The sequence below is a fragment of the Jongsikchunia kroppenstedtii DSM 45133 genome (genome assembly GCF_000380485.1).
GTDB lineage: Bacteria > Actinomycetota > Actinomycetes > Mycobacteriales > Mycobacteriaceae > Jongsikchunia > Jongsikchunia kroppenstedtii.
Genome location: NZ_AQYG01000048.1, coordinates 187,493 through 210,470 on the forward strand (window position 1 = coordinate 187,493; position 22,978 = coordinate 210,470).

Annotated in this window: 18 protein-coding genes; 15 read left to right on the forward strand and 3 right to left on the reverse strand. The window is 65.4% G+C overall.

What is annotated here, in order from left to right; all coding sequences use genetic code 11:
* Positions 1–50 precede the first annotated feature (50 nt).
* From G341_RS0113495 to dnaE, 3 genes are all read left to right on the forward strand, one after another.
* A complete protein-coding gene (locus G341_RS0113495; RefSeq protein ID WP_018179679.1) occupies positions 51–1,688 on the forward strand; it encodes an FMN-binding glutamate synthase family protein in 1,638 nt (545 codons plus the stop codon).
* A 112-nt stretch (positions 1,689–1,800) separates the two neighbouring features.
* Positions 1,801–2,976, forward strand: coding sequence for a serine/threonine-protein kinase (locus G341_RS0113500; protein WP_018179680.1), 1,176 nt, complete (start codon positions 1,801–1,803; stop codon positions 2,974–2,976).
* A 168-nt stretch (positions 2,977–3,144) separates the two neighbouring features.
* Positions 3,145–6,702 carry a DNA polymerase III subunit alpha gene (gene dnaE, locus G341_RS0113505; protein WP_018179681.1) on the forward strand — a complete coding sequence of 1,186 codons (3,558 nt, stop codon included), beginning with the start codon at positions 3,145–3,147 and terminating at the stop codon, positions 6,700–6,702.
* Between the two features lie 124 nt (positions 6,703–6,826).
* Here the strand turns inward: dnaE and G341_RS22055 are convergent, their stop codons facing one another.
* Entirely contained in the window at positions 6,827–7,060 is a 234-nt protein-coding gene (locus G341_RS22055) for a hypothetical protein (protein ID WP_018179682.1), read from the reverse strand.
* A gap of 195 nt (positions 7,061–7,255) precedes the next feature.
* Here G341_RS22055 and G341_RS0113515 point away from each other — a divergent pair, with 195 nt between their 5' ends.
* The 11 genes from G341_RS0113515 to G341_RS0113565 all read left to right on the forward strand — a co-directional run bounded on the left by G341_RS0113515 (position 7,256) and on the right by G341_RS0113565 (position 19,705).
* The gene (locus G341_RS0113515; RefSeq protein ID WP_018179683.1) at positions 7,256–7,693 is read left to right on the forward strand and encodes a nitroreductase family deazaflavin-dependent oxidoreductase; all 438 of its coding nucleotides are present in this window, start codon (positions 7,256–7,258) and stop codon (positions 7,691–7,693) included.
* 45 nt (positions 7,694–7,738) lie between these two features.
* Positions 7,739–9,067 (forward strand): threonine ammonia-lyase IlvA, encoded by a 1,329-nt coding sequence (gene ilvA, locus G341_RS0113520; RefSeq protein ID WP_245556992.1) that lies wholly within the window; start codon positions 7,739–7,741, stop codon positions 9,065–9,067.
* A 304-nt stretch (positions 9,068–9,371) separates the two neighbouring features.
* Positions 9,372–10,283, forward strand: a complete 912-nt coding sequence (locus tag G341_RS0113525) for an MlaE family ABC transporter permease (protein ID WP_051092799.1) — start codon at positions 9,372–9,374, stop codon at positions 10,281–10,283.
* A 1-nt stretch (position 10,284) separates the two neighbouring features.
* Positions 10,285–11,151: an ABC transporter permease gene (locus G341_RS0113530; RefSeq protein ID WP_018179686.1), complete on the forward strand. Its 867-nt coding sequence runs from the start codon at positions 10,285–10,287 to the stop codon at positions 11,149–11,151.
* Between the two features lie 3 nt (positions 11,152–11,154).
* Positions 11,155–12,462: an MlaD family protein gene (locus tag G341_RS0113535; protein WP_026303651.1), complete on the forward strand. Its 1,308-nt coding sequence runs from the start codon at positions 11,155–11,157 to the stop codon at positions 12,460–12,462.
* Entirely contained in the window at positions 12,459–13,526 is a 1,068-nt protein-coding gene (locus tag G341_RS0113540; RefSeq protein WP_018179688.1) for an MCE family protein, read from the forward strand. The genes G341_RS0113535 and G341_RS0113540 overlap by 4 nt, the downstream gene beginning before the upstream one ends.
* Before the next feature lie 29 nt (positions 13,527–13,555).
* Positions 13,556–14,656, forward strand: a complete 1,101-nt coding sequence (locus G341_RS0113545; RefSeq protein WP_245556993.1) for an MCE family protein — start codon at positions 13,556–13,558, stop codon at positions 14,654–14,656.
* Complete coding sequence (locus G341_RS0113550; RefSeq protein ID WP_043451490.1) at positions 14,653–15,825, forward strand: MlaD family protein; 1,173 nt, start codon at positions 14,653–14,655, stop codon at positions 15,823–15,825. The genes G341_RS0113545 and G341_RS0113550 overlap by 4 nt, the downstream gene beginning before the upstream one ends.
* Positions 15,822–17,036 (forward strand): MlaD family protein, encoded by a 1,215-nt coding sequence (locus G341_RS0113555; protein WP_026303652.1) that lies wholly within the window; start codon positions 15,822–15,824, stop codon positions 17,034–17,036. Before G341_RS0113550 ends, G341_RS0113555 begins: the two co-directional genes overlap by 4 nt.
* Positions 17,037–17,155: 119 nt before the next feature.
* Positions 17,156–18,094: a hypothetical protein gene (locus G341_RS0113560; RefSeq protein ID WP_018179692.1), complete on the forward strand. Its 939-nt coding sequence runs from the start codon at positions 17,156–17,158 to the stop codon at positions 18,092–18,094.
* Positions 18,095–18,250: 156 nt separating this feature from the next.
* On the forward strand, positions 18,251–19,705 hold the full coding sequence (locus G341_RS0113565; RefSeq protein ID WP_018179693.1) for an acyltransferase: 1,455 nt from the start codon (positions 18,251–18,253) through the stop codon (positions 19,703–19,705).
* A 27-nt stretch (positions 19,706–19,732) separates the two neighbouring features.
* Here G341_RS0113565 and G341_RS0113570 read toward each other — a convergent pair whose 3' ends face one another.
* Positions 19,733–20,587 carry a class I SAM-dependent methyltransferase gene (locus G341_RS0113570; protein WP_018179694.1) on the reverse strand — a complete coding sequence of 285 codons (855 nt, stop codon included), beginning with the start codon at positions 20,585–20,587 and terminating at the stop codon, positions 19,733–19,735.
* A 14-nt stretch (positions 20,588–20,601) separates the two neighbouring features.
* A complete protein-coding gene (locus G341_RS0113575) occupies positions 20,602–21,579 on the reverse strand; it encodes an SGNH/GDSL hydrolase family protein (RefSeq protein ID WP_245556994.1) in 978 nt (325 codons plus the stop codon).
* 90 nt (positions 21,580–21,669) lie between these two features.
* On the opposite strand from G341_RS0113575, the gene G341_RS0113580 reads away from it, so the two are divergent.
* A complete protein-coding gene (locus G341_RS0113580; protein ID WP_018179696.1) occupies positions 21,670–22,974 on the forward strand; it encodes an adenosylmethionine--8-amino-7-oxononanoate transaminase in 1,305 nt (434 codons plus the stop codon).
* Positions 22,975–22,978: the final 4 nt, after the last annotated feature.

A 22,978-nucleotide genomic window follows, 5' to 3' on the forward strand; every position in this document is an offset into this window, starting at 1 on the left:
TCTTTGCGTTCGGCAAGAACTGATTAGTGATCGGTGTCACGATAAGCGCCATGCGCGTACTCGCGGTGATCTCAGTGTTTGTTGTGGGACTCGCGTTCGGTGCCCTGGCCTGGGCCACCGGCGCCTGGGGATGGTGGCTCATCGCCGGCGCCGGGTTGGCGGCCGGACTGGTCGGCGTGTACGACCTGATCCAGAAACACCACTCGGTGACCCGCAACTATCCGATTGTCGGACACATGCGGTTCCTGCTCGAGGAGATCCGCCCGGAGATCCGGCAGTACTTCATCGAAGCCAATACGGAGGGCCGCCCGTTCGATCGGGAGCTGCGCGATCTGGTGTACGACCGGGCCAAGGGCAACCACGGCGAGGAGCCGTTCGGCACCCAGCGTGATGTCAATGCCGTCGGCTACGAGTTCGTCGCGCATTCCCTGCGCGCCAAGCCCAAGCCGGACGGCCCGCAGCCGCGCGTGCGACTCGGCGGCCCGGACTGCACCCAGCCGTATGACATCGCGCTGATGAACGTGTCGGCCATGAGCTTCGGATCGTTGTCGGGCAATGCGATCGAGTCGCTCAACGGCGGCGCGGCGCTCGGCGGATTCGCCCACGACACCGGCGAGGGGTCGATCAGCGTCCACCATCGCAAGCACGGCGGGGATCTGATCATGGAGATCGCGTCGGGCTACTTCGGCTGCCGGACCGATGACGGCCGCTTCGACCCGGACAAGTTCGCCGAACGTGCCCGGATCGATCAGGTGAAGGCCATCAACATCAAGCTCTCCCAGGGCGCCAAGCCCGGTCTCGGCGGCCTGCTCCCCGGGGCCAAGGTGAACGCCGAGGTCGCGGCCGCCCGCGGGGTGGCCGTCGGGACGACGGTGGTCTCGCCGCCCGTGCACAACGCCTTCAGCACCCCGATCGAACTCATGGAGTTCATCGCCCGGCTGCGCGAGCTGTCCGGCGGGAAGCCGGTCGGATTCAAGCTGTGCATCGGGTCCAAGCGCGAGTTTCTGGCCCTCTGCAAAGGCATGCTGGCCACGGGCATCTCGCCCGACTTCATCATCGTCGACGGCTCCGAGGGCGGCACCGGCGCGGGACCGGTCGAGTTCGAGGACCATGTCGGCATGCCGCTGACCGAGGGCCTGATGTTCGTGCACAACTCGCTCGTCGGCGTCGGCCTGAGGGAGCAGATTCGGATCGGCGCCAGCGGCAAGGTGGCCACGGGCATCGACATCGTCAAAAGGATCTGTCAGGGCGCTGATTTCACGCTCTCGGCCCGCGCGATGATGTTCGCCGTCGGCTGCATCCAGGCGCAGAAGTGCCACACCAACGCGTGTCCGGTCGGGGTGGCGACGCAGGATCCCAAGCGCGCCCGCGCACTGGTGGTCTCCGACAAGATCCAGCGCGTCTACCAGTACCAGCAGAAGACGGTGAATTCGGCGATGCAGATCGTCGCGTCCATGGGTCTCGATTCGTTCGAGCAGCTCACGCCTCGCAAGCTGTTCCGCCGCGTCGACCCGCAGGTGACGATGACCTACTACGACCTCTTCGAGTGGCTCGAGCATCGGCAGCTGCTGACGCATCCGCCGCAGGCGTGGCATCGGGACTGGATGACGGCCTCGGCGGAGACGCTGGATCCGGTCGAGGTCGCCGAGGTGGTCGAGTCGGCGGCGGCGCCCCGGTCCATCGACTGAGGCCGGGCACCAGCAGCAGCTGCGTCGGTGTGGGTCGTTCACTGGATATAGCGCGTGGTGGCGCCTATGTACGCTATGGACGTTCATAGCGCGCGCCGACGGAGGGATGGGGATGCTGCAGGCTGGATCCTGGATCGCCGGGTATCGGATCGAGCGCCTGCTCGGCTCCGGCGGCATGGGCGCCGTCTATCTGGCGCGCCACCCGGAGCTGCCGCGCAGTGATGCCCTCAAGGTGCTCAAGGAGCAGGTCGGCGCCGACGAACAGTTCCGCAAGCGATTCCTGCGGGAGGCCGAGGTGGCGGCCACGCTCGATCATCCGAACATCGTCACGATCTACAACCGGGGCCGGGCCGACGGCCAGCTGTGGATCGCGATGCAGTATGTCTCGGGCAGCGACTGCGCCCAGGAACTCGCCAAGACGCCCGCCGGGCTGCCGGTCGCGCGTGCGGTGGAGATCGCCGGGGCGATCGCCGCAGGACTCGATCACGCGCACCGAAAAGGGTTGCTGCACCGCGACATCAAGCCCGCCAACATCCTGCTGTCCGGCGCCGGGGAGCGCGACGAGCAGCGGATCATGCTCACCGACTTCGGTGTCGCCAAGCTCGCGGACGACGTCGACACACTGACGACCGCCGGCACCGTGCTGGCCACGCTGTCATATGCGTCGCCCGAGCAGCTCAAGGGACAAGAGGTGGACGGCCGCACCGACCAGTATTCGTTGGCCGCCACCGTCTTTCACCTGATGGCCGGCCGGGTGCCGTTCCGCGGCGAGAGCACCGCGGACGTCATCTCCGCTCATCTGAGCGCGCCGGTGCCGCGGCTTTCGCAGGTCAATCGGTCGGTGCCGCTCGCGGTCGACTCGGTGATCGCCAAGGCCATGGCGAAGGAGCCCGAGGATCGCTTCGCCACCTGCCGGCAGTTCAGCGACGCGCTGGTATCGGCGATGCGTCAGCAACCGCGTCCGCAGGCGACGCCGGCCGGCGCGGCTCGACCGGCGGCCGGCCCGACCCCGCAGGCCGGCGTCTACCGCCCGGCCGCGTCGCCCGCCCCGCAGCAGTACGCTCCGGCGCCCGCGTCGCAGCCGCTGCTGTCCCAACCGGGGGTGTCCCAACCGGGGGTGTCCCAGCCCGGAATGTCGCAGCCCGTGCCGGTGCAGCCGGCGCATTTCACGGCGCACCATCCGAGCGCCCAGCAGTCCAACGGCCCGAGCCCGGTGATGATCGCCGCGATGATCGGGCTCGCCGTGATCGGGATCGCGATCATCATCGCCATCGCGCTGGCGGCCTGATCGACGTGGTGGGACGGCCGGGACGGAAGCGTTGATTGTGGCTCCGGGCGCCGACTGTGGCGTAGGGGGTTCGCTGTCAGCCGAATGCACCCGCGTGCCTCGGAGACACTGTCCTAGCCGCGCCCTAAACTGGTCCGAGCACTGTGTGGGTATGTCTGCGGAAGAGGCTTGAGCGTGGCAAGTGATTCGGGTTCGTTCGTCCACCTGCACAACCACACCGAGTACTCGATGCTCGACGGTGCCGCCAAGGTCGGCCCGCTGTTCTCGGAGGCCAAGCGTCTGGGGATGACCGCGATCGGCATGACCGACCACGGAAACATGTTCGGCGCCAGCGAGTTCTACAACGTCGCCAAGAAGAACGACATCAAGCCGATCATCGGTATCGAGGCGTACATCGCGCCCGATTCGCGGTTCAACACCAAGCGCGTGCTGTGGGGCGACCGCGATCAGAAGAGCGATGACGTCTCTGGTTCGGGCGCGTACACGCACATGACGATGGTCGCCGCGAACGCAAAGGGTCTGCGGAATCTGTTCAAGCTGTCGTCGCTGGCCTCGATCGAGGGTCAGCTCGGCAAGTGGGCGCGAATGGACGCCGAGCTGATCGCCGAGTACGCCGAGGGGATCATCGCCACCACCGGCTGTCCGTCCGGCGAAGTGCAGACCCGGCTGCGCCTCGGCCACGAGAAGGAGGCCCTGGAGGCCGCCGCGAAGTGGCAGGACATCTTCGGCAAGGAGAACTTCTACCTCGAGCTGATGGAACACGGGCTCGAGATCGAGAACCGGGTCCGCGCGGGGCTGCTCGATATCGGTCGCAAGCTCGGCATCAAGCCGCTGGTCACCAACGACTGCCACTACGTCACCCGCGAGCATGCCGCCAGCCACGAGGCGCTGCTGTGTGTGCAGACCGGCAAGACCCTTTCCGACCCAACGCGTTTCAAGTTCGACGGCGACGGCTACTACCTGAAGTCCGCGCAGGAGATGCGCGACCTGTGGGATGACGTCGTCCCCGGCGCCTGCGACAACACCCTGGAGATCGGGGAGCGGGTCGAGTCGTATGACGAAGTGTTCACTCCGCGCGACAGGATGCCGATCTTCCCGGTGCCCGAGGGCGAGACGCAGCAGACCTGGTTGCGTAAGGAGGTCCTCAAGGGGCTGGCGGGCCGGTTCGAAGGCACCGAGATCCCGACCGAGTATTCCGAGCGGGTGAATCACGAACTCGACGTGATCATCCAAATGGGCTTCCCGGCATACTTTTTGGTGGTCGGAGACCTGATCCGACACGCGCACGAGGTAGGTATCCGCGTCGGTCCGGGGCGCGGCTCGGCGGCCGGGTCGCTCGTGGCATGGTCGCTCGGCATCACCAACATCGATCCGATCCCGTATGGCCTGCTGTTCGAACGATTCCTGAATATCGAGCGCGTGTCGATGCCCGATATCGATATCGACTTCGACGACCGGCGCCGTGGCGACATGATCCGCTACTCGAGTGAGCGATGGGGCCATGACAAGGTGGCGCAGGTCATCACCTTCGGCACCATTAAGACCAAGGCCGCGATCAAGGACTCGGCGCGCGTGCAGTTCGGTCAGCCGGGTTACGCGATCGCCGACCGGATCACCAAGGCGCTGCCGCCGCCGATCATGGCCAAGGACATCTCGGTGTCCGGCATCACCGACCCCGAGCATGAGCGCTACGGCGAGGCCGCCGAGGTCCGGACGCTCATCGAGACCGATCCCGAAGTCAAGAAGATCTACGAGACGGCGCTGGGTCTGGAGGGCCTGATCCGTAACGCGGGCGTGCACGCCTGTGCGGTGATCATGTCGTCCGAGCCGTTGACGGACGCGATTCCGGTGTGGAAGCGCGCGCAGGACGGCGCCATCATCACCGGTTGGGACTACCCGTCGTGCGAGGCCATCGGCCTGCTGAAGATGGACTTCCTGGGCCTGCGCAACCTGACGGTCATCAACGACGCGTTGGAGAACATCAAGGCCAACCGCGGCATCGAGCTCGACATGGACGCGCTGCCGCTCGACGACCAGACGACGTTCGATCTGCTGGCCCGCGGCCAGACCCTGGGCGTCTTCCAGCTCGATGGTGGTCCGATGCGCGAGTTGCTCAAACGCATGCAGCCCAACGCCTTTGAGGACATCATCGCCGTGGGCGCGCTGTATCGCCCGGGCCCGATGGGGATGAACGCGCACAACGACTATGCCGACCGCAAGAATGGCCGGCAGGACGTCAAGCCGATCCATCCCGAGCTGGCCGAGCCACTCAAGGAGATTCTGGACGAGACCTTCGGCCTGATCGTCTACCAAGAGCAGATCATGCAGATCGCCCAGAAGGTCGCCGGCTATTCGCTCGGTCAGGCCGACCTGCTGCGCCGCGCGATGGGCAAGAAGAAGAAGGAGATCCTGGACGAGGCCTACGACGGCTTCGCGGAGGGAATGGCCAACAACGGATTTTCCAAGGCGGCGATCAAGGCGCTATGGGACACCGTCCTGCCGTTCGCGGGTTATGCGTTCAACAAGTCGCACGCCGCCGCCTACGGGCTCGTGTCGTACTGGACCGCATACCTCAAGGCGAACTATCCGGCCGAGTACATGGCGGGCCTGCTGACCTCCGTCGGCGACGACAAAGACAAGGCCGCCATCTATCTGGCGGATTGTCGCAAGCTCGGAATCACCGTTCTCCCACCGGATGTCAACGAGTCGCGGCATAACTTCGCGGCGGTCGACAAGGACATCCGTTTCGGCCTCGCCGCGGTGCGCAACGTCGGCACCAACGTCGTCAGCTCGATCATCGCGGCCCGCGAGGAGAAGGGGCAGTTCAAGTCGTTCTCGGACTATCTCTCCAAGATTGACGTGACGGCCTGCAACAAGAAAGTCACCGAATCGCTGGTCAAATCAGGCGCTTTCGACTCGCTGGACCATCCGCGCAAGGGGCTGTTCCTCGTCCACGCCGATGCGGTCGACTCGGTGCTCGGCACCAAGAAGGCCGAGGCGATGGGGCAGTTCGACCTGTTCGGCGGTGGAGACGACAGCGACTCGGCGGTCGACGAGGTGTTCGCGGTGCCGGTGCCGGACGAGGAGTGGGATTCCAAGCACAAGCTCGCTCTGGAGCGAGAGATGTTGGGGCTCTATGTGTCCGGGCATCCGCTCAACGGCGTCGAGCAGGTCCTCGCGGCCCAGACCGATACATCCATCTCGACGCTCCTGGAACGCGGTGTGCCCGACGGCGCGCAGATCACGATCGGCGGCATCATCTCCTCGGTTACCCGGCGGGTGAACAAGAAGGGCGAGCCGTACGCGGTCGTGCAGCTGGAGGACATGGTCGGCGGCGTCGAGGTGTACTTCTTCCCACGGTCCTTCCAGGTGTATGGCATGGACATCGCGGCCGACGCGGTCGTGCTGGTGAAGGCGCGGGTGTCTTACCGCGAGGACTCGATGATGATCAGCGCCAATGATCTTGCGGTGCCGGATCTTTCGCAGGTCGGGGTGGCGCGCCCGCTGGCGCTGACGATGCCGACCCGGCTGTGCACGGTCGATCGGGTGGCGGCGCTCAAACAGGTGCTAAGCCGCCACCCGGGCACTTCCGATGTGCATGTGCGGCTGACCAGTGGCGACAAGTCGACGACCTTGAAGCTGGATGACGGCCTGCGGGTGAACCCGACGTCGGCGTTGATGGGCGATCTGAAGGAGCTACTGGGCCCGTCCTGCCTAGCGAGCTAGTCAGCGCCAGATGAACGCCTGGCTGCGTTTTCGATCGGCCCGCATAGGAAAGCGCTATCGCGGGCCGATCTCAGCCTTGCCAGATCGTCCATCTGATCGCCGACAGAGCCACCGACGGGTTCCGTCAGCTGCGGATGAGGATTGTGCGGGCGGCCCACCAGGAGCTCACCGCGACGATGACCACGAGCCAGCTGGTCAGTTGGGCGTCCATCGTCGCCGCGCCGACCATGACGGCCGTCAGGATGCTGGCGATGACCGCGACCAGCTTGTAGACCGGCCACGCGGCTCCGGCCACGGTGACCATCGGGCCCGATCCGACGCCCGTCGCGGGACTGTGACGTGGTTGCAGCGTGGTCATCGCGCTCCTCGGCTCGTATCGGTGATCGGATATTCGGGCGGAACATCTGGTGTCGCCGTACCGTTGCACCTGCGGCAAGAGGGTCTGACTGGTCAGAAGTTCGGGTAACCGAAATTCTAGTAACCGTTCAGACGAATATCAAGAATCGGTAACCCGGGGTGTCGAGTCCCGGGTTGAAACTACAGAGGAGATGGCATGCCATTGCAGGGTGAGTACGCACCGAGCACCAGCGATTGGGCCCGCGAACAGGCCGACAAGATCGTGGAGAGCGGCGGCAAAGAGGGCACCTCGATGCGCGGCATGCCGGTCGTCCTGCTGACCACGGTCGGGGCCAAGTCCGGGAAGCTGCGCCGGACGCCGTTGATGCGGGTCGAGCATGACGGCACCTACGCCGTCGTCGCGTCACTGGGAGGCGCCCCGAAGAACCCGGTCTGGTACTACAACGTCGTCGCCAATCCCGACGTGGAACTGCAGGACGGCACCGAGACCTTCGATCTGCGGGCACGCGAGGTCTCGGGTGACGAGAAGGCGATCTGGTGGGAGCGTGCAGTGGCCGCATACCCGGACTACGCCGACTATCAGGCCAAGACGGATCGGCAGATCCCGGTGTTCGTTCTGGAGCCGGCGAGGTAACAGGTCGCCGCCGGGTCGGCGGTGACCGGGTGAGAACATGACGTGGTGACTGACGCCGCGACTCTGAGCCCTGCCGCCATCGACGATGCCGCCGCACGTATTGCGCCGGCTGTGCAGGTGTCGCCGCTGCAGATTTCGCAGCGTCTGTCGGACCGCTTCGGTGGCCACGTGTACCTCAAGCGCGAGGACCAGCAGGCCGTCCGGTCGTACAAGATTCGCGGCGCCTACAACGTGATGTCGCAGCTGTCGGCCGACGAACTGGCCAGGGGAGTGGTCGCCGCCAGCGCGGGCAACCACGCCCAGGGCGTCGCCTATGCCGCGCGTCAGATGGGGGTGTCGGCGCGCATCTATGTCCCGACCAACACCCCGAAACAGAAATGCGATCGGATCCGTTGGCACGGAGGCGAATTCGTCGAGCTGATCGCGATCGGCGAGACCTACGACGCGGCTGCGGCCGCGGCGCTCGACGACGTCGCCCGCACCGGTGCCAGCTGGATCCATCCGTTCGACGACCCGCGCACCGCGGCCGGCCAGGGCACGATCGCCCGCGAGATCCTGTCGCAGCTGCCGAGTCCGCCCGACCTGGTCGTGGTGCCGATCGGTGGCGGCGGCTGCATCGCCGGCATCGCCACCTATCTGTCGGAACACAGCCCGTCGACCCGGCTGGTCGGTGTGGAGCCGACCGGCGCGGTGTCGATGTCGGCCGCGCTCGTCGAGGGCGGCCCGGTCACGCTCGGGGAGATCGATTCGTTCGTCGACGGTGCCGCGGTGCGCCGGATCGGGGAGCTCGGCTATCGGGTCCTGGCCGGGCGGCGGGCCGGCGTCGCCGCCCATCCGGACCTGCCCGCCGGGTCCACGGTGCGGCCTGGTGCATCGCTGGAGGCGGGGCAGACGCAGGTGCTGCACGTCGACGAGGGCGCGATCTGCTCGGAGATGCTCGATCTCTATCAGGACGATGGCATCGTCGCCGAGCCGGCGGGCACGCTGGCCATCACGGCGCTCGAGCACATCCACATCGATCCCGAGTGGACCGTGGTGTGCCTGGTGTCGGGCGGCAACAATGATGTCTCGCGCTACGGCGAGATCATCGAGCGATCGCTGGTGCACCGCGGGCTCAAGCACTACTTCCTGGTGAACTTCCCGCAGGAGCCGGGCGCGCTGCGCCGATTCCTCGATGATGTGCTGGGCCCCGATGACGACATCACGCTGTTCGAGTACGTCAAGCGGAACAACCGGGAGACCGGGGCCGCGCTGGTGGGCATCGAGCTCGGCACGCCGGCCGGGTTGAGCCCGCTGCTGGCCCGGATGGATGCGTCGAGACTCAGTTGCGATCGGCTCGAGCCCGGCTCGGCGGCATATCGTTACCTGACTTAGCGGCTGCTCAGGCTGATCTCAGGAAGCGTCAAGGTCGCGAATCGGGCATTTCCGGTTTACAAATCGTCGCTGAGCAAGCGTTCGGTTGTTTGTCGGGGCCGTATCGTTGCAGGTCACACGCGGTGCCGACCCGCTTTGTGACATGTCCTACTTCTGTGCAAGGATGATCGCGACCATCACAGTCAACGTTGTGACGTTACGAGTGATCCTTCGTATGTTGCATTTCTTCATATCAGGCTCAGAAGGCCCCTGTGCGTATGACAAGATGTGCTAGCTCGTTTGCCAGATGCCCCGATCGCCGGGCATGCGGCATCGGGCTGCCAGCCCCCGCTCGGAACGAAGGCATGGTGTGACAGCAGCGACAGCCGCGCCGGACGCGGACGCAGAAGACGTCCAGCCGAAGAAGCGCAAATCAGGTGCCGCGAAGTGGTTCGATGAACACGTCGTGGCATCGTTCGACACGCTCGGACGTCAGCTCCTGATGTTCATCGAAGTGGTCAAGTCGATGTTCACTGACATCTGGAAGCGTCAATTCCCATTCGGCGAGTTCATCAGGCAGTGCGCGTTCATGGCGAACACTGCCGTCATTCCGACCCTGCTGGTCGCGATCCCGATCGGTGCCCTGGTGTCGATCCAGGTGGCGAACATCGCCGGGCAGGTCGGTGCCAACTCGTTCTCCGGCGCCGCGACCGGTCTCGGCATCGTCCGTCAGGGCGCGCCGCTGGTCGCCTCGCTGCTGCTGGCCGGCGCCGTCGGTTCGGCCATCGCCGCCGACCTCGGCTCACGCACCATTCGCGATGAGATCGACGCGATGAAGGTGATGGGCGTCAACCCGATTCAGCGCCTGATCTCGCCGCGCTTCCTGGCCACGATCGTGGTGGGCTTCTTGCTCACCGGCTTCGTGTGCTTCGTCGGCTTCATCACCGGCTATGTCTTCAACGTCTACTTCCAGGGTGGTACCCCCGGTACCTTCACCAGTACATTCGCGTCCTTTGCGCAACCGGCCGACCTGGTGGTCGCGCTCATCAAGGGTGTCATCATGGCCGCGATCGTGGCCGTGGTGGCCTCCGACCGCGGACTCAACACTCGCGGCGGCTCGGCCGGTGTCGCCAATGCGGTGAACGCGGCCGTGGTGAATTCGGTTGTGCTGCTGTTCGCCGTCAACGTGTTGATCACGCAGATCTACTCGTTGCTGTTCCCCAGCAAGGTGGCGTGACATGGTCGCATCCAGATATACGCCACCGGTCCTGCGGCCGCTGAAGGCAGCGAAAGTCGTCTACGAGGCGCCCAAGGGCGTCCTCGTCAACATGGGCCACCAGGCCACGTTCCTGGTGAAGGCGCTCGGCGCGATCCCGATGGCGTTCAAGCACTACTCCAAGGAAGTCTGGCGTCTGCTGTCGGACGTGACCTGGGGCAACGGTGCGATCCTGGTCGGCGGCGGCACCATCGGCGTCATCATCCTGATGGGCGTCATGATCGGCGCCACTGTCGGCATCGAAGCCTATTCCGCCTTGAACATCCTTGGCCTGGGCCCGTTCACTGGCGGCCTGTCGGCGTTCGGCACCACTCGTGAGTTCGGGCCACTGCTCGCGGCGGTTGCGTTCGCATCGCAATCGGGTTGCCGGTTCACCGCGCAGCTCGGTGCGATGCGCATCAACGAGGAGATCGACGCTCTCGAGGCACTCGGCATCCGGCCGATGCCCTACCTGGTCACCACGCGCATGATCGCGGCGGTCATCGCGATCGTGCCGCTGTACTCCGTCGCGCTTGCCGCCAACTATCTGAGTACCGAGTTCGTGTACATGTTCTCGAGCCACCAGGGCAGTGGCACATACATGCATTACTTCTACACATTCATCCTCGGGCGAGACGTCATCTTCTCGTTCATCAAGGTGATCGTGTACACGCTGTTGGCGACCTTCATCCAGTGCTACTACGGATTCTTCGCCTCGGGCGGTCCGGAGGGCGTGGGTGTGGCTGCCGGTCACGCGATCCGCGCGGCGATCGTGGTGATCGTCTTCGCAAACTTCATACTTACGTTTGCGTTCTGGGGTACCACCGCAGGAATCAGGATTACAGGCTGAGCAATGACGAGAATTGATACTGGAGGGCGTGACCCCTCAGCCACGCAGTACGTCGTTCGCGGGCTGGTGTTCCTCGTGATTGTCGTGATTCTGATCGCGGTGCTGTTCATGCGGGCCACGGGTACGTTCAATACATACGTCAAGGTCAAGGCGAACATGTCGGACGTCGGCGACGGGTTGCTGTCCGCCGCAGATGTCCGCTACAACGGCATGATCGTCGGTGCGGTCAAAAAGGTGGCGAATAACCCCAATTCGACCGGTCACGAGGCCAAGACAGTGACCCTGTACCTGGACCCGACTCAGGCCAAGGGCATTCCGGAGAACATCACGGCGCGCACCGTGCCCACCAACCTGTTCGGCGTGAACTCCGTCGAACTGGTGCCGCCGGCCGAAGGCGCAACGCCGACCGGTCATCTGTCGAGCCACTCGGCGACAATTCCGGAGGACACTTCCGAGGCGACACTCACCCTGCAGGACGCGATGAACGATCTGCGTCAGTTGTTCGAGGAAGTTCCGCCCTCGGACGCCGGCAAGGTGTTCACTGCGCTCGGCGATGCGGTGTCGGGTGGGGGTTCCGCGTTCAGTTCGTTCGTGCCCGCGTTGGCGAAGTACATGTCGACGATCAACGAGATGTTCCCGGCCGGTGCGCCTCCTGGATTCGACAACTTCAACAACGCATTGAAGGGGATCGCGCAGTCGACCCCGCGATTGCTGAACGCGCTCGGAGCTAGCATCAAGCCATCGCTGACGGTTCTGGAGAATCAGCGCAACCTCGTCGCGTTCATCAAGGCAGGCCAGTCCCTCACGGATCAGACGCAAGCGTTCTTCGCACAGAACGGCGACGCCGGTAAGCGTCTCGTCGGGGACGGCTCGCGGATGCTGGGCGCGCTGACGCTGCAGCCGAACGGCCTCACCGACATGTTGACCGCGACCAACCGGACGCTGGCGAAGATCCTGACGATCTTCTCCGGCGCCAACGGTCACATCCAGCTGAACCTCGGTGTGTCATTCAGCCCGCTGAACCAGTACAGCCGAGTCAATTGCCCCGTCTACAACGGCGGGCCATACGGTGTCATGCGGGGTCCGGGCTGCACCGGCCCGGGTACCGGCACCGGGCCGACCAGCTCTGGTCCGATCAACGTCTCGCCGGTTTCGGCGACGGTCCCCGCCCCGGGTGCCGTCACGACCGGAACCGACAACGCTGCGCTGCAGTCGGTCATGGGCCGCCAGCCGTCGGCCACTGACACGCTGGGCCTCGGCCCGGTCGTCTCGGCCGCCCGTTCTGACGCCTCCGGAGGTGGCGCCAAGTGAACAACACCAAAACCACGATCGGCTTCTCACTGTTCGCGGTGCTCACCCTGTTGTTGACCTGGATCATCTGGTCGACGCTGGAGCGTCCGGTGAACGGTGACACGCGCACCTACAGCGTGGTGTTCCAGGATGCGTCCGGCCTGATGAGTGCTGACGACGTTCGCATCGCGGGCGTGCGTGTCGGTCGGGTCAAGTCGGTGTCGCTCGACGGCAATGACGCGAAGGTGACCTTCGAAGTCGAGAAGAGCCAGCCGGTCTACGCAAACACCCAGGCCGCCATCAAGTATCAGAACCTGATCGGCCAGCGGTACCTGCGGCTCACCCTCGCGTGCGAGGGTTACAACCCTGACAACACATCACAGGGCCAGCACCAGCAATGCGCTCCAGGCGAGAAGATCAAGTCCGGCGGCAAGCTCGACTCCAAACTCGTCGAGAACTCATTCGACATCTCTGGTCTCCTGGTGCAGTTCCAGCCGGTGTTCGACACTCTGACGCCGGATGAGGTCAACAAATTGACCGGCAGCATCGTGCAGACGCTCGACGGCGACGGCGTCGACCTTTCGTACTTGCTGAAGTCGGCAGGTGAGGTCGCGTCGAACCTCGGCAATCACGATCAGTTGATCGGGTCGATCATCAACAACCTCTCGCAGGTGACGGGATCGCTCGTCAAGCAGAACGATCAGCTCAAGTCGGTGTTGACCGGGGCGGCCGGCGTGGTCAACGTCCTCAACACCAACTCGGCCACCTTCGGCAAGGCCGTCGTCGACATCGGCAACACTGCCTCCGGTTTCGCCAACCTGCTCAGTCAGACGCGGCCCAACCTGGTCAGCGCTGTCAACAACCTGCGAGTCGGTACCAGCACACTGATCGGCTCGGCGCCGAAGATCGCGACGCTGGGCAAGGACACGCCATCACTGTTGGGATACCTGGCACGCACGATGGGCGACGGTGCCTGGCTCAGTCTGTACACCTGTGATCTCGACATCTCGATCGGCAACGTGCTGTTCCCGCCGGGGCTGATCAACAAAATCGGTGGCACCGCACATTCGGCGGTGTGCCGATGAGTGCACAACGCGCACGGGGAGGAGCCCTGGTGTCCGGAGCAAGGCCCAAATCGCGTCAGCGAGGCAGTCGGCTCGCCGCGCTCACGGCCATTCTGGTGACCGCCGGGCTCGGCGTCGCGGGCTGCAGCTACCTGCCCGCGAGTTGGTCGAACGCTCTCGGTCAGACGAAGGAAGTCACCGGCTACTTCGACAACTCCGCGGGTCTGTTCCCGGACAACGACGTCGACGTCCTGGGGATGAAGGTCGGTCGGGTCCTCTCGTTGACGCCGGCGGGGGACAAGACCAAGGTCAAGTTCAGCATCGACAACGACACCAAGATCCCGTCCAACGCAGAGGCCGTGATCGTCAACGCGTCGATCATCACCGACCGGCACATCGAGCTGACCTGGGATCGCAACAACGCGAGCCCGATCGAGCTCAAGGATGGCGGCGTCATCCGCAACACCCGTGTCCCGGTCGAGATCGGCCAGGTCTTCGATTCGGTCAACAACCTGGTCCAGCAGCTCAACAAGGGCCCCAACGGCGACTTCCCGTACGCCATCGTCACCGGCAACGGCGAGCAGATCAACGCCACGATCAACGAGCTGGCGCAGGCCGCGCAGAACGGCTCGCAGAACAGCGGCGCGATCGTCGACGTCATCAAGAAGCTGTCGGACCTGACCGGCAAGTTGGTCGCGAATTACCCGAAGATGCAACAGTTCTCGGCGAACATCGCAGATATCTCCAACATGCTGGGCAACCAGTCGGTGGGCCTGGTGGCGACGATGAACAACCTCAACGACACGTTGAAGAACACCACCGACTTCCTCGCCGGTAACAGCAACAACGTGGTCGGTATGAGCAGCCAGCTCGCCGGACTCACCGCCAACCTGCGCGACTACTCGCGCGAGCTGGTCGAGACGATCGACATCGCACCGCTGATGTTCCAGAACCTGGCCAACTCGGTGTCGCCGCAACAGCGGGCCTGGCGCGCACACCTATTGACCGACAAGACATTGCTCGACGGTGAAGCGCTGTCGAAGCTGTGTGAGGTACTGGACCTGCAGGCCGACGGTTGCCGCACCGGCAAGCTCACCGGTTTCGGACCCGACCTGGGAGTCTTCTCCGGTCTGATCGGACTGACGAAATGAACCTTCGACGTTTTGCTCTCCATAGGCACGCAGCCGCCGCCGACGGGACGACCGCGGCACCGACGACCTCCCGCCGCAAGGCCGTGGTGATCGCCGGCCTGGCGGTCGGCACCGTTGCGGTCGTGGCGGGCTGCAGCTCGGCACCGACCCTGACGATCGAGCAGCTCCCGCTGCCCGCACCGGGCGGCCTGACCGGCGGGCCGACGATCAATGCGGTGTTCACGAATGCGTTGAACCTGCCGACGAAGGCCAAGGTCAAGATCGGCGGCAACGATGTCGGTCAGGTCGACACCATCAAGACATCGAACTACGAGGCCCACGTCAAGATGTCGTTGAAGAAGGGCACCGAGGTTCCGGTGGGCAGTACCGCCCAGCTGCGGCAGGCGACCCCGCTCGGCGATGTCTTCCTTGCGATTATTCCCACCGATGACACCAGCCGCGGCGACATGAAATCGGGCGACACGATCCCGATCGACAAGACGTCGGCCGGCGCCTCGGTGGAGGACCTGCTGGTCTCCGCATCGGCGTTCGTTGACGGCGGCATTCTCAACGGCGCGACCAACCTGGTCCACGAGCTCAGCACGGCGGTCGGCGACCACCCGCAGGATGTCACCACCGTGATCCGCGGCTTCACCACCGCGATCAGCAAGCTGAATCAGAACACGGGCGAGATCAACAACTCGCTTGCCACCATCGACGACCTGACTGGCGACCTGGCGCGGGGACGCGATCAGCTGTCCGGCTCGGTCGCCACGCTCGGCCCGGTGCTCGCCTTGGTGAACGGTCAGATCAACAACATCCTGAGTCTGGTCAACAAGTCCAGCCCGGTCACCGCCGCGATGAATGACTTCCTCGGGTCGGAGACGGGCAATGCCGTGAGCATGGTCGACAGCTTGCAGTCGCTGTCCGGCGATCTCCGGTCGGCGGCTGGACTGTTCGGACCGGTGTCTGACAAGGTCGCGGCGACACTGCCGCAGTTCGCGAAGTCGGTGCGCGGCAGCTCGGCGGCGGTGTCGTCGAAGCTCTACTGGATCACGCCGGGCTACGGCTTCGACTCGGGCAGCCGCCTGCCGGAGCTCGATGACATCGGTCAGGGCGTCAACAGCCTGCATCAGACGCTCGTCCGCTTGCTGGCGCGTCTGACCGGAACCCAGGGGTGCTGCGGATGAAGTCCTTCAAGAGCTGGTTCGGCAAGCACAAGACGGCGATAGCCAACCTGTCGCTCATTCTGATCCTGCTGCTCGGTGGCAGTTATCTGATGTTCGGCATGTTGCGGATGAACCCGTTCCAGGGTTCGTACAAGCTGACCGTCGAGATCCCCGGTGACATATCCAAAGGCGGCGGCTCGGGCGGACTGCAGACAACGTCGGATGTGGCGTTGCGCGGCGTGCGGATCGGCAAGGTCGACTCACTACAGGTGCAACCGCGTTCGGTAAAGGCCGTTCTGAAGATCCAGGACAAGTACAAGATCAACCGCGACTCGAACATCAAGATCCTGTCGCTATCGGGCGCGGGTGAGCAGTACGTCGAGTTCGAGCCGCCGAAGTCGGGTGGTCCGTACTGGAAGGGTGGCGACGTCATCCAGCAGTCGTCGACGGTGAACATCCATTCGTCGGTGCCGTTCTCGGGTCTACTGCGTAACTCGATCGATGTCGTGAAGTCGTTGGATCTGGCGAAACTGCGGGAGACCATCGTCAGTTTGGACACCGCGGTCAACGGCCCGCCGGGATCACATCAAGTCGGAGGCAACGGCCTGCGCACTCTTCTGATCAGTTCCGGGTTCCTGTTTGCGAATCTGAACTCGGCGCTGCCGCAGACTCAACAGCTGATTGAGAACGCCGGCACCATCTTGAAGACGACCAGCGGGATTCAGCCCGACCTCTCGCGCACCGTCAACGGGGTCAGCAAGCTGATGGCCTCGCTGAACGCGTCCGATTCCGAGTTGCGCACGCTGCTCGGTCAGGGCCCGGGCCAGCTGACGTCGCTGACCGGTTCGATCAACCAGATGCGCGACCCGCTGACCGACGTGCTCAAGCAGTTCCTGGATATCGCCCACCAGGGAGCCATCCGGGCGCCGGCGCTGGCGAACCTGTTCCCGAGCGCCGCCGACGGCCTCAACGCTGCGTCGGAGATGTTCCACGACAACGCATGGTGGGCGATGGCGTCCATCTATCCGCGGCCCTACTGCGAGTACCCGGTGACCCCGGCGCCGCCGACGGAAATCCTCAAGCTGTCGTTGCCGACGAATCTGTACTGTGTGACGCAGGATCCGACGCAGCAGATCCGTGGTGCAGACAAGGCGCCGCGCCCGGCCGGTGATGACACCGCCGGTCCGCCGCCGAATTATGACCCGAACGCACGCTGGACGCCGGTCAACTGACCTGCTCGCGAACCCCGGTCCTGGCGTCGGGGTTCGCGTCGTGCATTCATGTACGGGCGTGCCTGCGGGCCGCTGACCCACAGTCACGCTGACTGACAATCAATGAGGAAACCCGGCTGATGCCCAACGATGACGAGAACACCACTGCCGACGAGCGTGACAGCTCGAAGCCTGCTGAAGATGTGAAGGACGCGGCCGACAAGGCCGGCGCGGATAAGACCAACACCGATAAGCCCGGCGCGGACAAGGCCGACAGGGCTCGGCCGACCGGCAAGCGCAAGAAGTCGGGCGGCGACGGATTCGACTCGGTACCCGACGACTTCGAGCCGGAGACCGACGAGTCGCGGATCCCCGGCAAGGTCACCGATGCCGGCAAGGCCAAGTCGTCGCGCAAGGTCTCCGCGCTCACGGAGAAGGCGTCGCAGGGCAAGCAGGTCTCGTTCACCCTGACGCCGAGCCTGCTGCTGAGGTGCATCGCGGCCCTGCTGGCCATCGCGGTCGTGGTGCTGCTCGCCATCGGCACGTATGGGTGGTTCGATGAGCGCGCCAAGCGCGACGCCGGCAACCACGCGGTGGATTCGGCGAAGTCCTTCGTTGTGCAGCTGACGAATTTCAGCGACATCAACGACTACAGCTCCCGGATGAGCCCGTTGGTCACCGGTCAGCATCTGAAGGACGTGTTCTCGCCGAAGAACTCGCAGGACACCGCGAAGCAGCTCGGCCAGATGGGTGTGAACGCCTCGACGAGCGTGTACACCGCCGGCGTGGTCTCCGCCGGAGAGAAGCAGTCGGTGGTCCTGGTGGTCAGCGACACCACCGGCACCAGCGCGACGGCCGCCCAGCGCACCACCGAGCGCATGATCTTCCAGCTGACCATGGACAAGCACGGCGACAAGTGGCTGGTGTCGGCGATCGACCCGGTCGGACAGACGATCCGTGGAGATGACAGCACCGGTGGTACGCCGGCCCCGGGTGATACCTCGGGCGCCGGCACTCAGCCGGGCGCACCGGCCGATCCCAACGCCCCGCAGACTCCCGCGCCCGCACCGACGAACTGACGCACGCCTGGCGTCTCGCGACCGAATGTGATGTATTCGGTCGCGAGCTCAGCCGGCTGTGAGGTTCACAGGTTGGTGCGGTAGCGTGCCGGAAGATTTGCCGCGCTCACGAAAGTCGCGGCGTGCGCACTTGAGTCAGTTGATGGAGGATCGACGGTGAGTAGCCAGGAGGCTCCCAGCGATTCGGTCGGGAGCCCGGTCGAGGAACAGGCCGCTGCGGTCCAGCCAAAAGCCAAGCGGGACAAGCATCTTCATCAGATCGACCTGTTCCGTCTGGTCACCTTCGGTGGCGTCATCCTCGATCACGTCATTCTCGGTGTCACCTCGCCACTGAATGTCGCCGCGAACGGCGTTGGACTGCTACTGCGGTACACGCGCTACGGCTTCTTCGCCCTGACCGGCTTCGTGCTGACCTACCAGTACCGCAACCGCAAGCTCGACGTCCTCGACTTCTGGCGCCGCCGCTACAAGCTGATCGGCATCCCGTTCATCGTGTGGAGCCTCATCTACTGGGTGTACCTGCGATATCGGGTCGGCGGCCTGGACGCGCTCAAGGACGTCTTCAACAGCACCGAGAGCATCAAGACGGCGATCAAGAGCATCGCGTACGACCTGATCACCGGCGGGGCCGAGTACCACCTCTACTTCCTGTCCGTCAGCATGCAGATCTACTTCGTGTTCCCGGCCGTCCTGTGGCTCCTCAAGCGCAGCAACGGATATCACCGGTATCTGCTGCTGGTGAGCGGGGCTTTCCAGGCCTGGATCATGTACGCGATGGTGCGGCCGCCGCTGGAGTTCTTCAGTTCCGGCGCGCCGCTGACCCTCTGGCGGCATCTGGAGATCACCCTGCTGCCGTACCAGTTCTTCGTCCTCGCGGGCTGTGTCGCGGCCTATCACTACGAGGCGTTCCAGGCGTTCATCCTGCGGTGGCGGGTGATCCTGCTGGGGGTCGGCGCGGCCGTGATCGCGGCGACGCTCGTCTACTACGTCTACGACATCGACCAGACCCGCACGACCGATGTCGACGGCAACGGCGACAAGGGCAGCATCGCCGATCAGATCTGGGCGATCTCGCGCGCGGCGAATGTCTTTATGCTGCACAACGTCTGGGCCATGATCGCGATCATCGTGATGCTGTACTGCGTCGGCACCTACTGGCTGCAGCGGCGCACGCCCGGCTCGATCCCGGCGCGGGTCCTGCGGACCGCCTCGGACCGTTCCTTCGGCATCTACCTGGGCCACGCCCTGATGCTCGACGCGCTGTACCCGAAGATCCGCGTCCCAGGGATGAATCCGGTGCTGCTGGTGATCATCACCTACGTCATCACGGTCGCCCTGACGATCTACCTGGTCGAGGTGCTGCGGCGCAGCCCGATCAGTCTGTGGACGACCGGTCGCAAGCGGATCGACCTGTCCGAGCAGAACGGCATGCGTTCGCTGATCGTCGGCTGCGTGGGCGTCGCGCTCGGCGTCGTGCTGCGCGGCGGCTTCGAGCTCTTCGTCGGCAATGTGATCGCGGCTGTCGGGCTGCTGCTGATCGTCTCGGCGCTGGTGGTGCTGTGGCAGCAGCGCAGTCTTGCGGACAAGCCCGCGGCGGAGATCTCGGCCTGATCTGCCCTGCGGGGTCGCAGGCGAGTCTCAGCGGCTCGCCCGCAGAATGCGGCTCGCGCGCAGGGCATTCGGCGGGTCGTTCTGGAACTCCGCCGGCCCCTCGAGGTATCCGTCGATGAGTTCACCCGCGGAGCGATCGTCGATCTCGGTGAATCCGATCGAGCGCAACAGCTCGGCGATGCCGTCGGGCGTGAAACAACTGTGAAAGGGTTCACCGGCCGCCGCGACTCGTTCCGCGCGCGCCTGTAGCTGCGCGCGTTCCGCGTCCGTGTCGGCGGGCTGGAGATAGTCGAAGATCACCTCGGTCGGCCGGGCTTGGGCGGCGATGTAGTCGAGGGTTGCGCGCAGTGCATCCGGCGTCAGGTAGAACACGACGCCGAGCCACACGAACACCGCGGGTGCGGCCCGGTCGAACCCCGCGGCCGCCAATTCGCCTGCCAGCCGGTCGGTCTCGAAGTCGACGGGCACGAATGTCAACGTTTCGGGAGGCTCGATACCGGCGTCGGTGAGGCGTTGCCGCTTCCACGCCTGGGTGGCGGGGTGGTCCACCTCGAAGACGCGCATGTCGGGGTTCGGGTTGCGATAGGCGAACGTGTCCAGGCCGGCGCCGAGGATCACGACCTGCCGAACCCCGGCCGCCGCGATCCGGTCCTCGGCAAAGCGGGATCGGGCGGCGAAGAAGAGTCGGCGCGGGCGATAGGTGACGCCGCTGCCGGGACGGTCCTCGGTGGGCTCGCGCAGCTCCGACAGTTCGTCGGCGGTGAGGCCGAGCAGCCGCGCGGCAACGGGGTCCTCGAGGATGTGCGCCCGATCGGCGACCTGGTGGTACGCGCGGGCATACGCGGTGGCGAGCGCTGTCTGGCTAGGCCCGTCGGTGTCCATGCCTACGAACGTACTCAGCCGATCGCAGCGAGGACCATGTTCGCCATCGCACGCTTGCCCTGTGCATTCGGATGGAACGGCACCGGCGGTTCGAAACCGTTGATCCAGGGCTGCGGCGAGCACACGGTATGTGCCATCGCGTCCGGTGCGGCGACGAGGGTGACGCCGGTCAGCTGTGCGGCGGCGACGGTCGCCTGGGCCAGCCCGTTCCAGATGCGACCGGTCTCGGCGATCTGGTCCGGGCTCAGGGGCAGCAGGGCGCAGGTCGGGGCCGTCGGATCGATGGCCGGAGGGTATTCGACGAGGAGGATCCGGGCCTGCGGCGCGCGGGCGCGCACGGCCTGGATCACGGCGACCAGGTCCGATCCGACCCGGGTGTACTGATCGATGCCCGGTTCGGGGGCCTGGTGGCGGTTCGGGCCGCAGTTACGTCCGCTGATGCGCGCCTGCTCGGGGGTGGCGTGCAGGCAGCCCATGCTGATGATCCGGCCGATGTAGTCGATGTCGTTGCCGCCGGTCGTGATCGTGACGAGCGCGGTGTCCGGCGTGACCGCGTCGATCTGCGCGGGCCGCTTGCCGGAGCGGAGGATGTCGCCGGTGACGGAGCCGCCGCAGCTGACGTCCACGAGGCGATAGCCGCGCGCCGCGGCCACCTGATGGGGGTAGTTGTTGCTGCTGCGGCCGCAACGACCGCTGTTCATCGCATACTGCCCGCCGGGGCCGGACGCGTAGGAACTGCCGAGCGCGACGTAGGTGCGTGCCGACTGGGCCGCGGCCTGGGCGGCCGGGCGCACGGCGGTCTCCGCTCCGTCGTCGCCATGGGGGAACAGGACGACGACGGCCGCGACCAATGCGCCGATGACGGTCGCGCAGAGACCGAGGATCAGACCCTGCCGCCGACTGTCCAGACTCGCGAACTTCACCATTGCCCCCCGCAGCGCAGCACGAAGACGGGCGACGACGCCCTGATCACCTGCTGTTGATTCACCCATCCCGGCTGCACAATTTACTAGGCGTCCCACAGCAACCGGTCAGCGGCGCGGGATTACTTTCGTCACGTGTCCAGGAAGTACGGTTGACGCATGTCGTTCCAGCTCGACGCAAAGCGCGTGCGGGACATCGATTCCCGGCACATCTGGCATCCGTACTCCGACATTTCCGGATCGTCGACATCGATGCCGGTCGTCCGGTCGGCCGCGGGGGTCCGTCTCCAGATCGAGCTCGCCGGCGCCGATTCCGTCGCATCGACCGAGGTCATCGACGGGATGAGCTCCTGGTGGGCGGCGATCCACGGCTACCGCAATCCGGTGCTCGACCGCGCCCTCGCCGACCAGGCGGGCCGGATGTCGCATGTGATGTTCGGCGGCCTGACCCATGAACCGGCCGCCCGACTGGCCGAATTGCTGGTACAGATCACGCCCGAGCCGCTGCAGACGGTGTTCTTCAGCGATTCGGGGTCGGTGTCGGTCGAGGTCGCGGTCAAGATGGCGCTGCAGTACTGGCGCAGTCGCGGCAAGCCGGCCAAGCATCGGCTGCTGACGTGGCGCGGTGGCTATCACGGAGACACCTTCACACCCATGAGCGTCTGCGATCCCGACGGCGGCATGCACTCGGAGTGGACGGATGTACTGACGCGGCAGATCTTCGCGGAAGAGCCGCCGACCGGCTATGACGCGGGCTTCATCGAACGATTCGAGGCGCTCGTCGCCGAGCATGCCGACGAGGTGGCCGCGGTGATCGTGGAGCCGATCGTGCAGGGCGCGGGCGGCATGCGATTCCACGACCCGAGGACCGTCGGGGAGCTGCGCGGAATCTGCGACCGGCATGGCGTACTGGTGATCTTCGACGAGATCGCGACCGGGTTCGGCCGCACCGGCACGCTGTTCGCCGCCGACGCCGCCGGCATCGCGCCGGACATCATGTGCGTGGGCAAGGCGCTCACGGGCGGCTACCTGAGCATGGCGGCGACACTGTGCACGACCGACGTCGCGCAGACGATCGCCGACGGCCCGATCGGCGTGCTGGCTCACGGCCCGACGTTCATGGCCAATCCGCTGGCCTGTGCGATCGCGGTCGCATCGACCGAGCTGTTGCTGGAATCGCCGTGGCAGGAGCGGGTCTTGCGGATCGAGGGCGAGCTTCAGGCGGGGCTCGCGGCCGCCACCGGTGTGCCCGGCGTAGCGGATGTGCGGGTGCGCGGTGCGATCGGCGTGGTGCAGCTCGATCATCCGGTCGATGTCGCGGCCGCCACCGATGCGGCGCTGGCCGCCGGCGTGTGGCTCCGGCCGTTCCGCGATCTGATCTACACGATGCCGCCGTTCATCTGCGAGAGCGAGGACATCGCGGCGATCACCGCCGCCGTGGTCGCCGCGGCGAAGGTGGCGTAGGCGC

Excerpts from the sequence above, each read along its gene's own strand:
- G341_RS0113495 (WP_018179679.1), top strand. The coding sequence starts at position 51 with ATGCGCGTACTCGCGGTGATCTCAGTGTTTGTTGTGGGACTCGCGTTC.
- G341_RS0113500 (WP_018179680.1), top strand. The coding sequence starts at position 1,801 with ATGCTGCAGGCTGGATCCTGGATCGCCGGGTATCGGATCGAGCGCCTG.
- G341_RS22055 (WP_018179682.1), bottom strand. The coding sequence starts at position 7,060 with ATGACCACGCTGCAACCACGTCACAGTCCCGCGACGGGCGTCGGATCG.
- G341_RS0113515 (WP_018179683.1), top strand. The coding sequence starts at position 7,256 with ATGCCATTGCAGGGTGAGTACGCACCGAGCACCAGCGATTGGGCCCGC.
- G341_RS0113525 (WP_051092799.1), top strand. The coding sequence starts at position 9,372 with ATGCGGCATCGGGCTGCCAGCCCCCGCTCGGAACGAAGGCATGGTGTG.
- G341_RS0113530 (WP_018179686.1), top strand. The coding sequence starts at position 10,285 with ATGGTCGCATCCAGATATACGCCACCGGTCCTGCGGCCGCTGAAGGCA.
- G341_RS0113535 (WP_026303651.1), top strand. The coding sequence starts at position 11,155 with ATGACGAGAATTGATACTGGAGGGCGTGACCCCTCAGCCACGCAGTAC.
- G341_RS0113550 (WP_043451490.1), top strand. The coding sequence starts at position 14,653 with ATGAACCTTCGACGTTTTGCTCTCCATAGGCACGCAGCCGCCGCCGAC.
- G341_RS0113555 (WP_026303652.1), top strand. The coding sequence starts at position 15,822 with ATGAAGTCCTTCAAGAGCTGGTTCGGCAAGCACAAGACGGCGATAGCC.
- G341_RS0113560 (WP_018179692.1), top strand. The coding sequence starts at position 17,156 with ATGCCCAACGATGACGAGAACACCACTGCCGACGAGCGTGACAGCTCG.
- G341_RS0113570 (WP_018179694.1), bottom strand. The coding sequence starts at position 20,587 with ATGGACACCGACGGGCCTAGCCAGACAGCGCTCGCCACCGCGTATGCC.
- G341_RS0113575 (WP_245556994.1), bottom strand. The coding sequence starts at position 21,579 with ATGGGTGAATCAACAGCAGGTGATCAGGGCGTCGTCGCCCGTCTTCGT.
- G341_RS0113580 (WP_018179696.1), top strand. The coding sequence starts at position 21,670 with ATGTCGTTCCAGCTCGACGCAAAGCGCGTGCGGGACATCGATTCCCGG.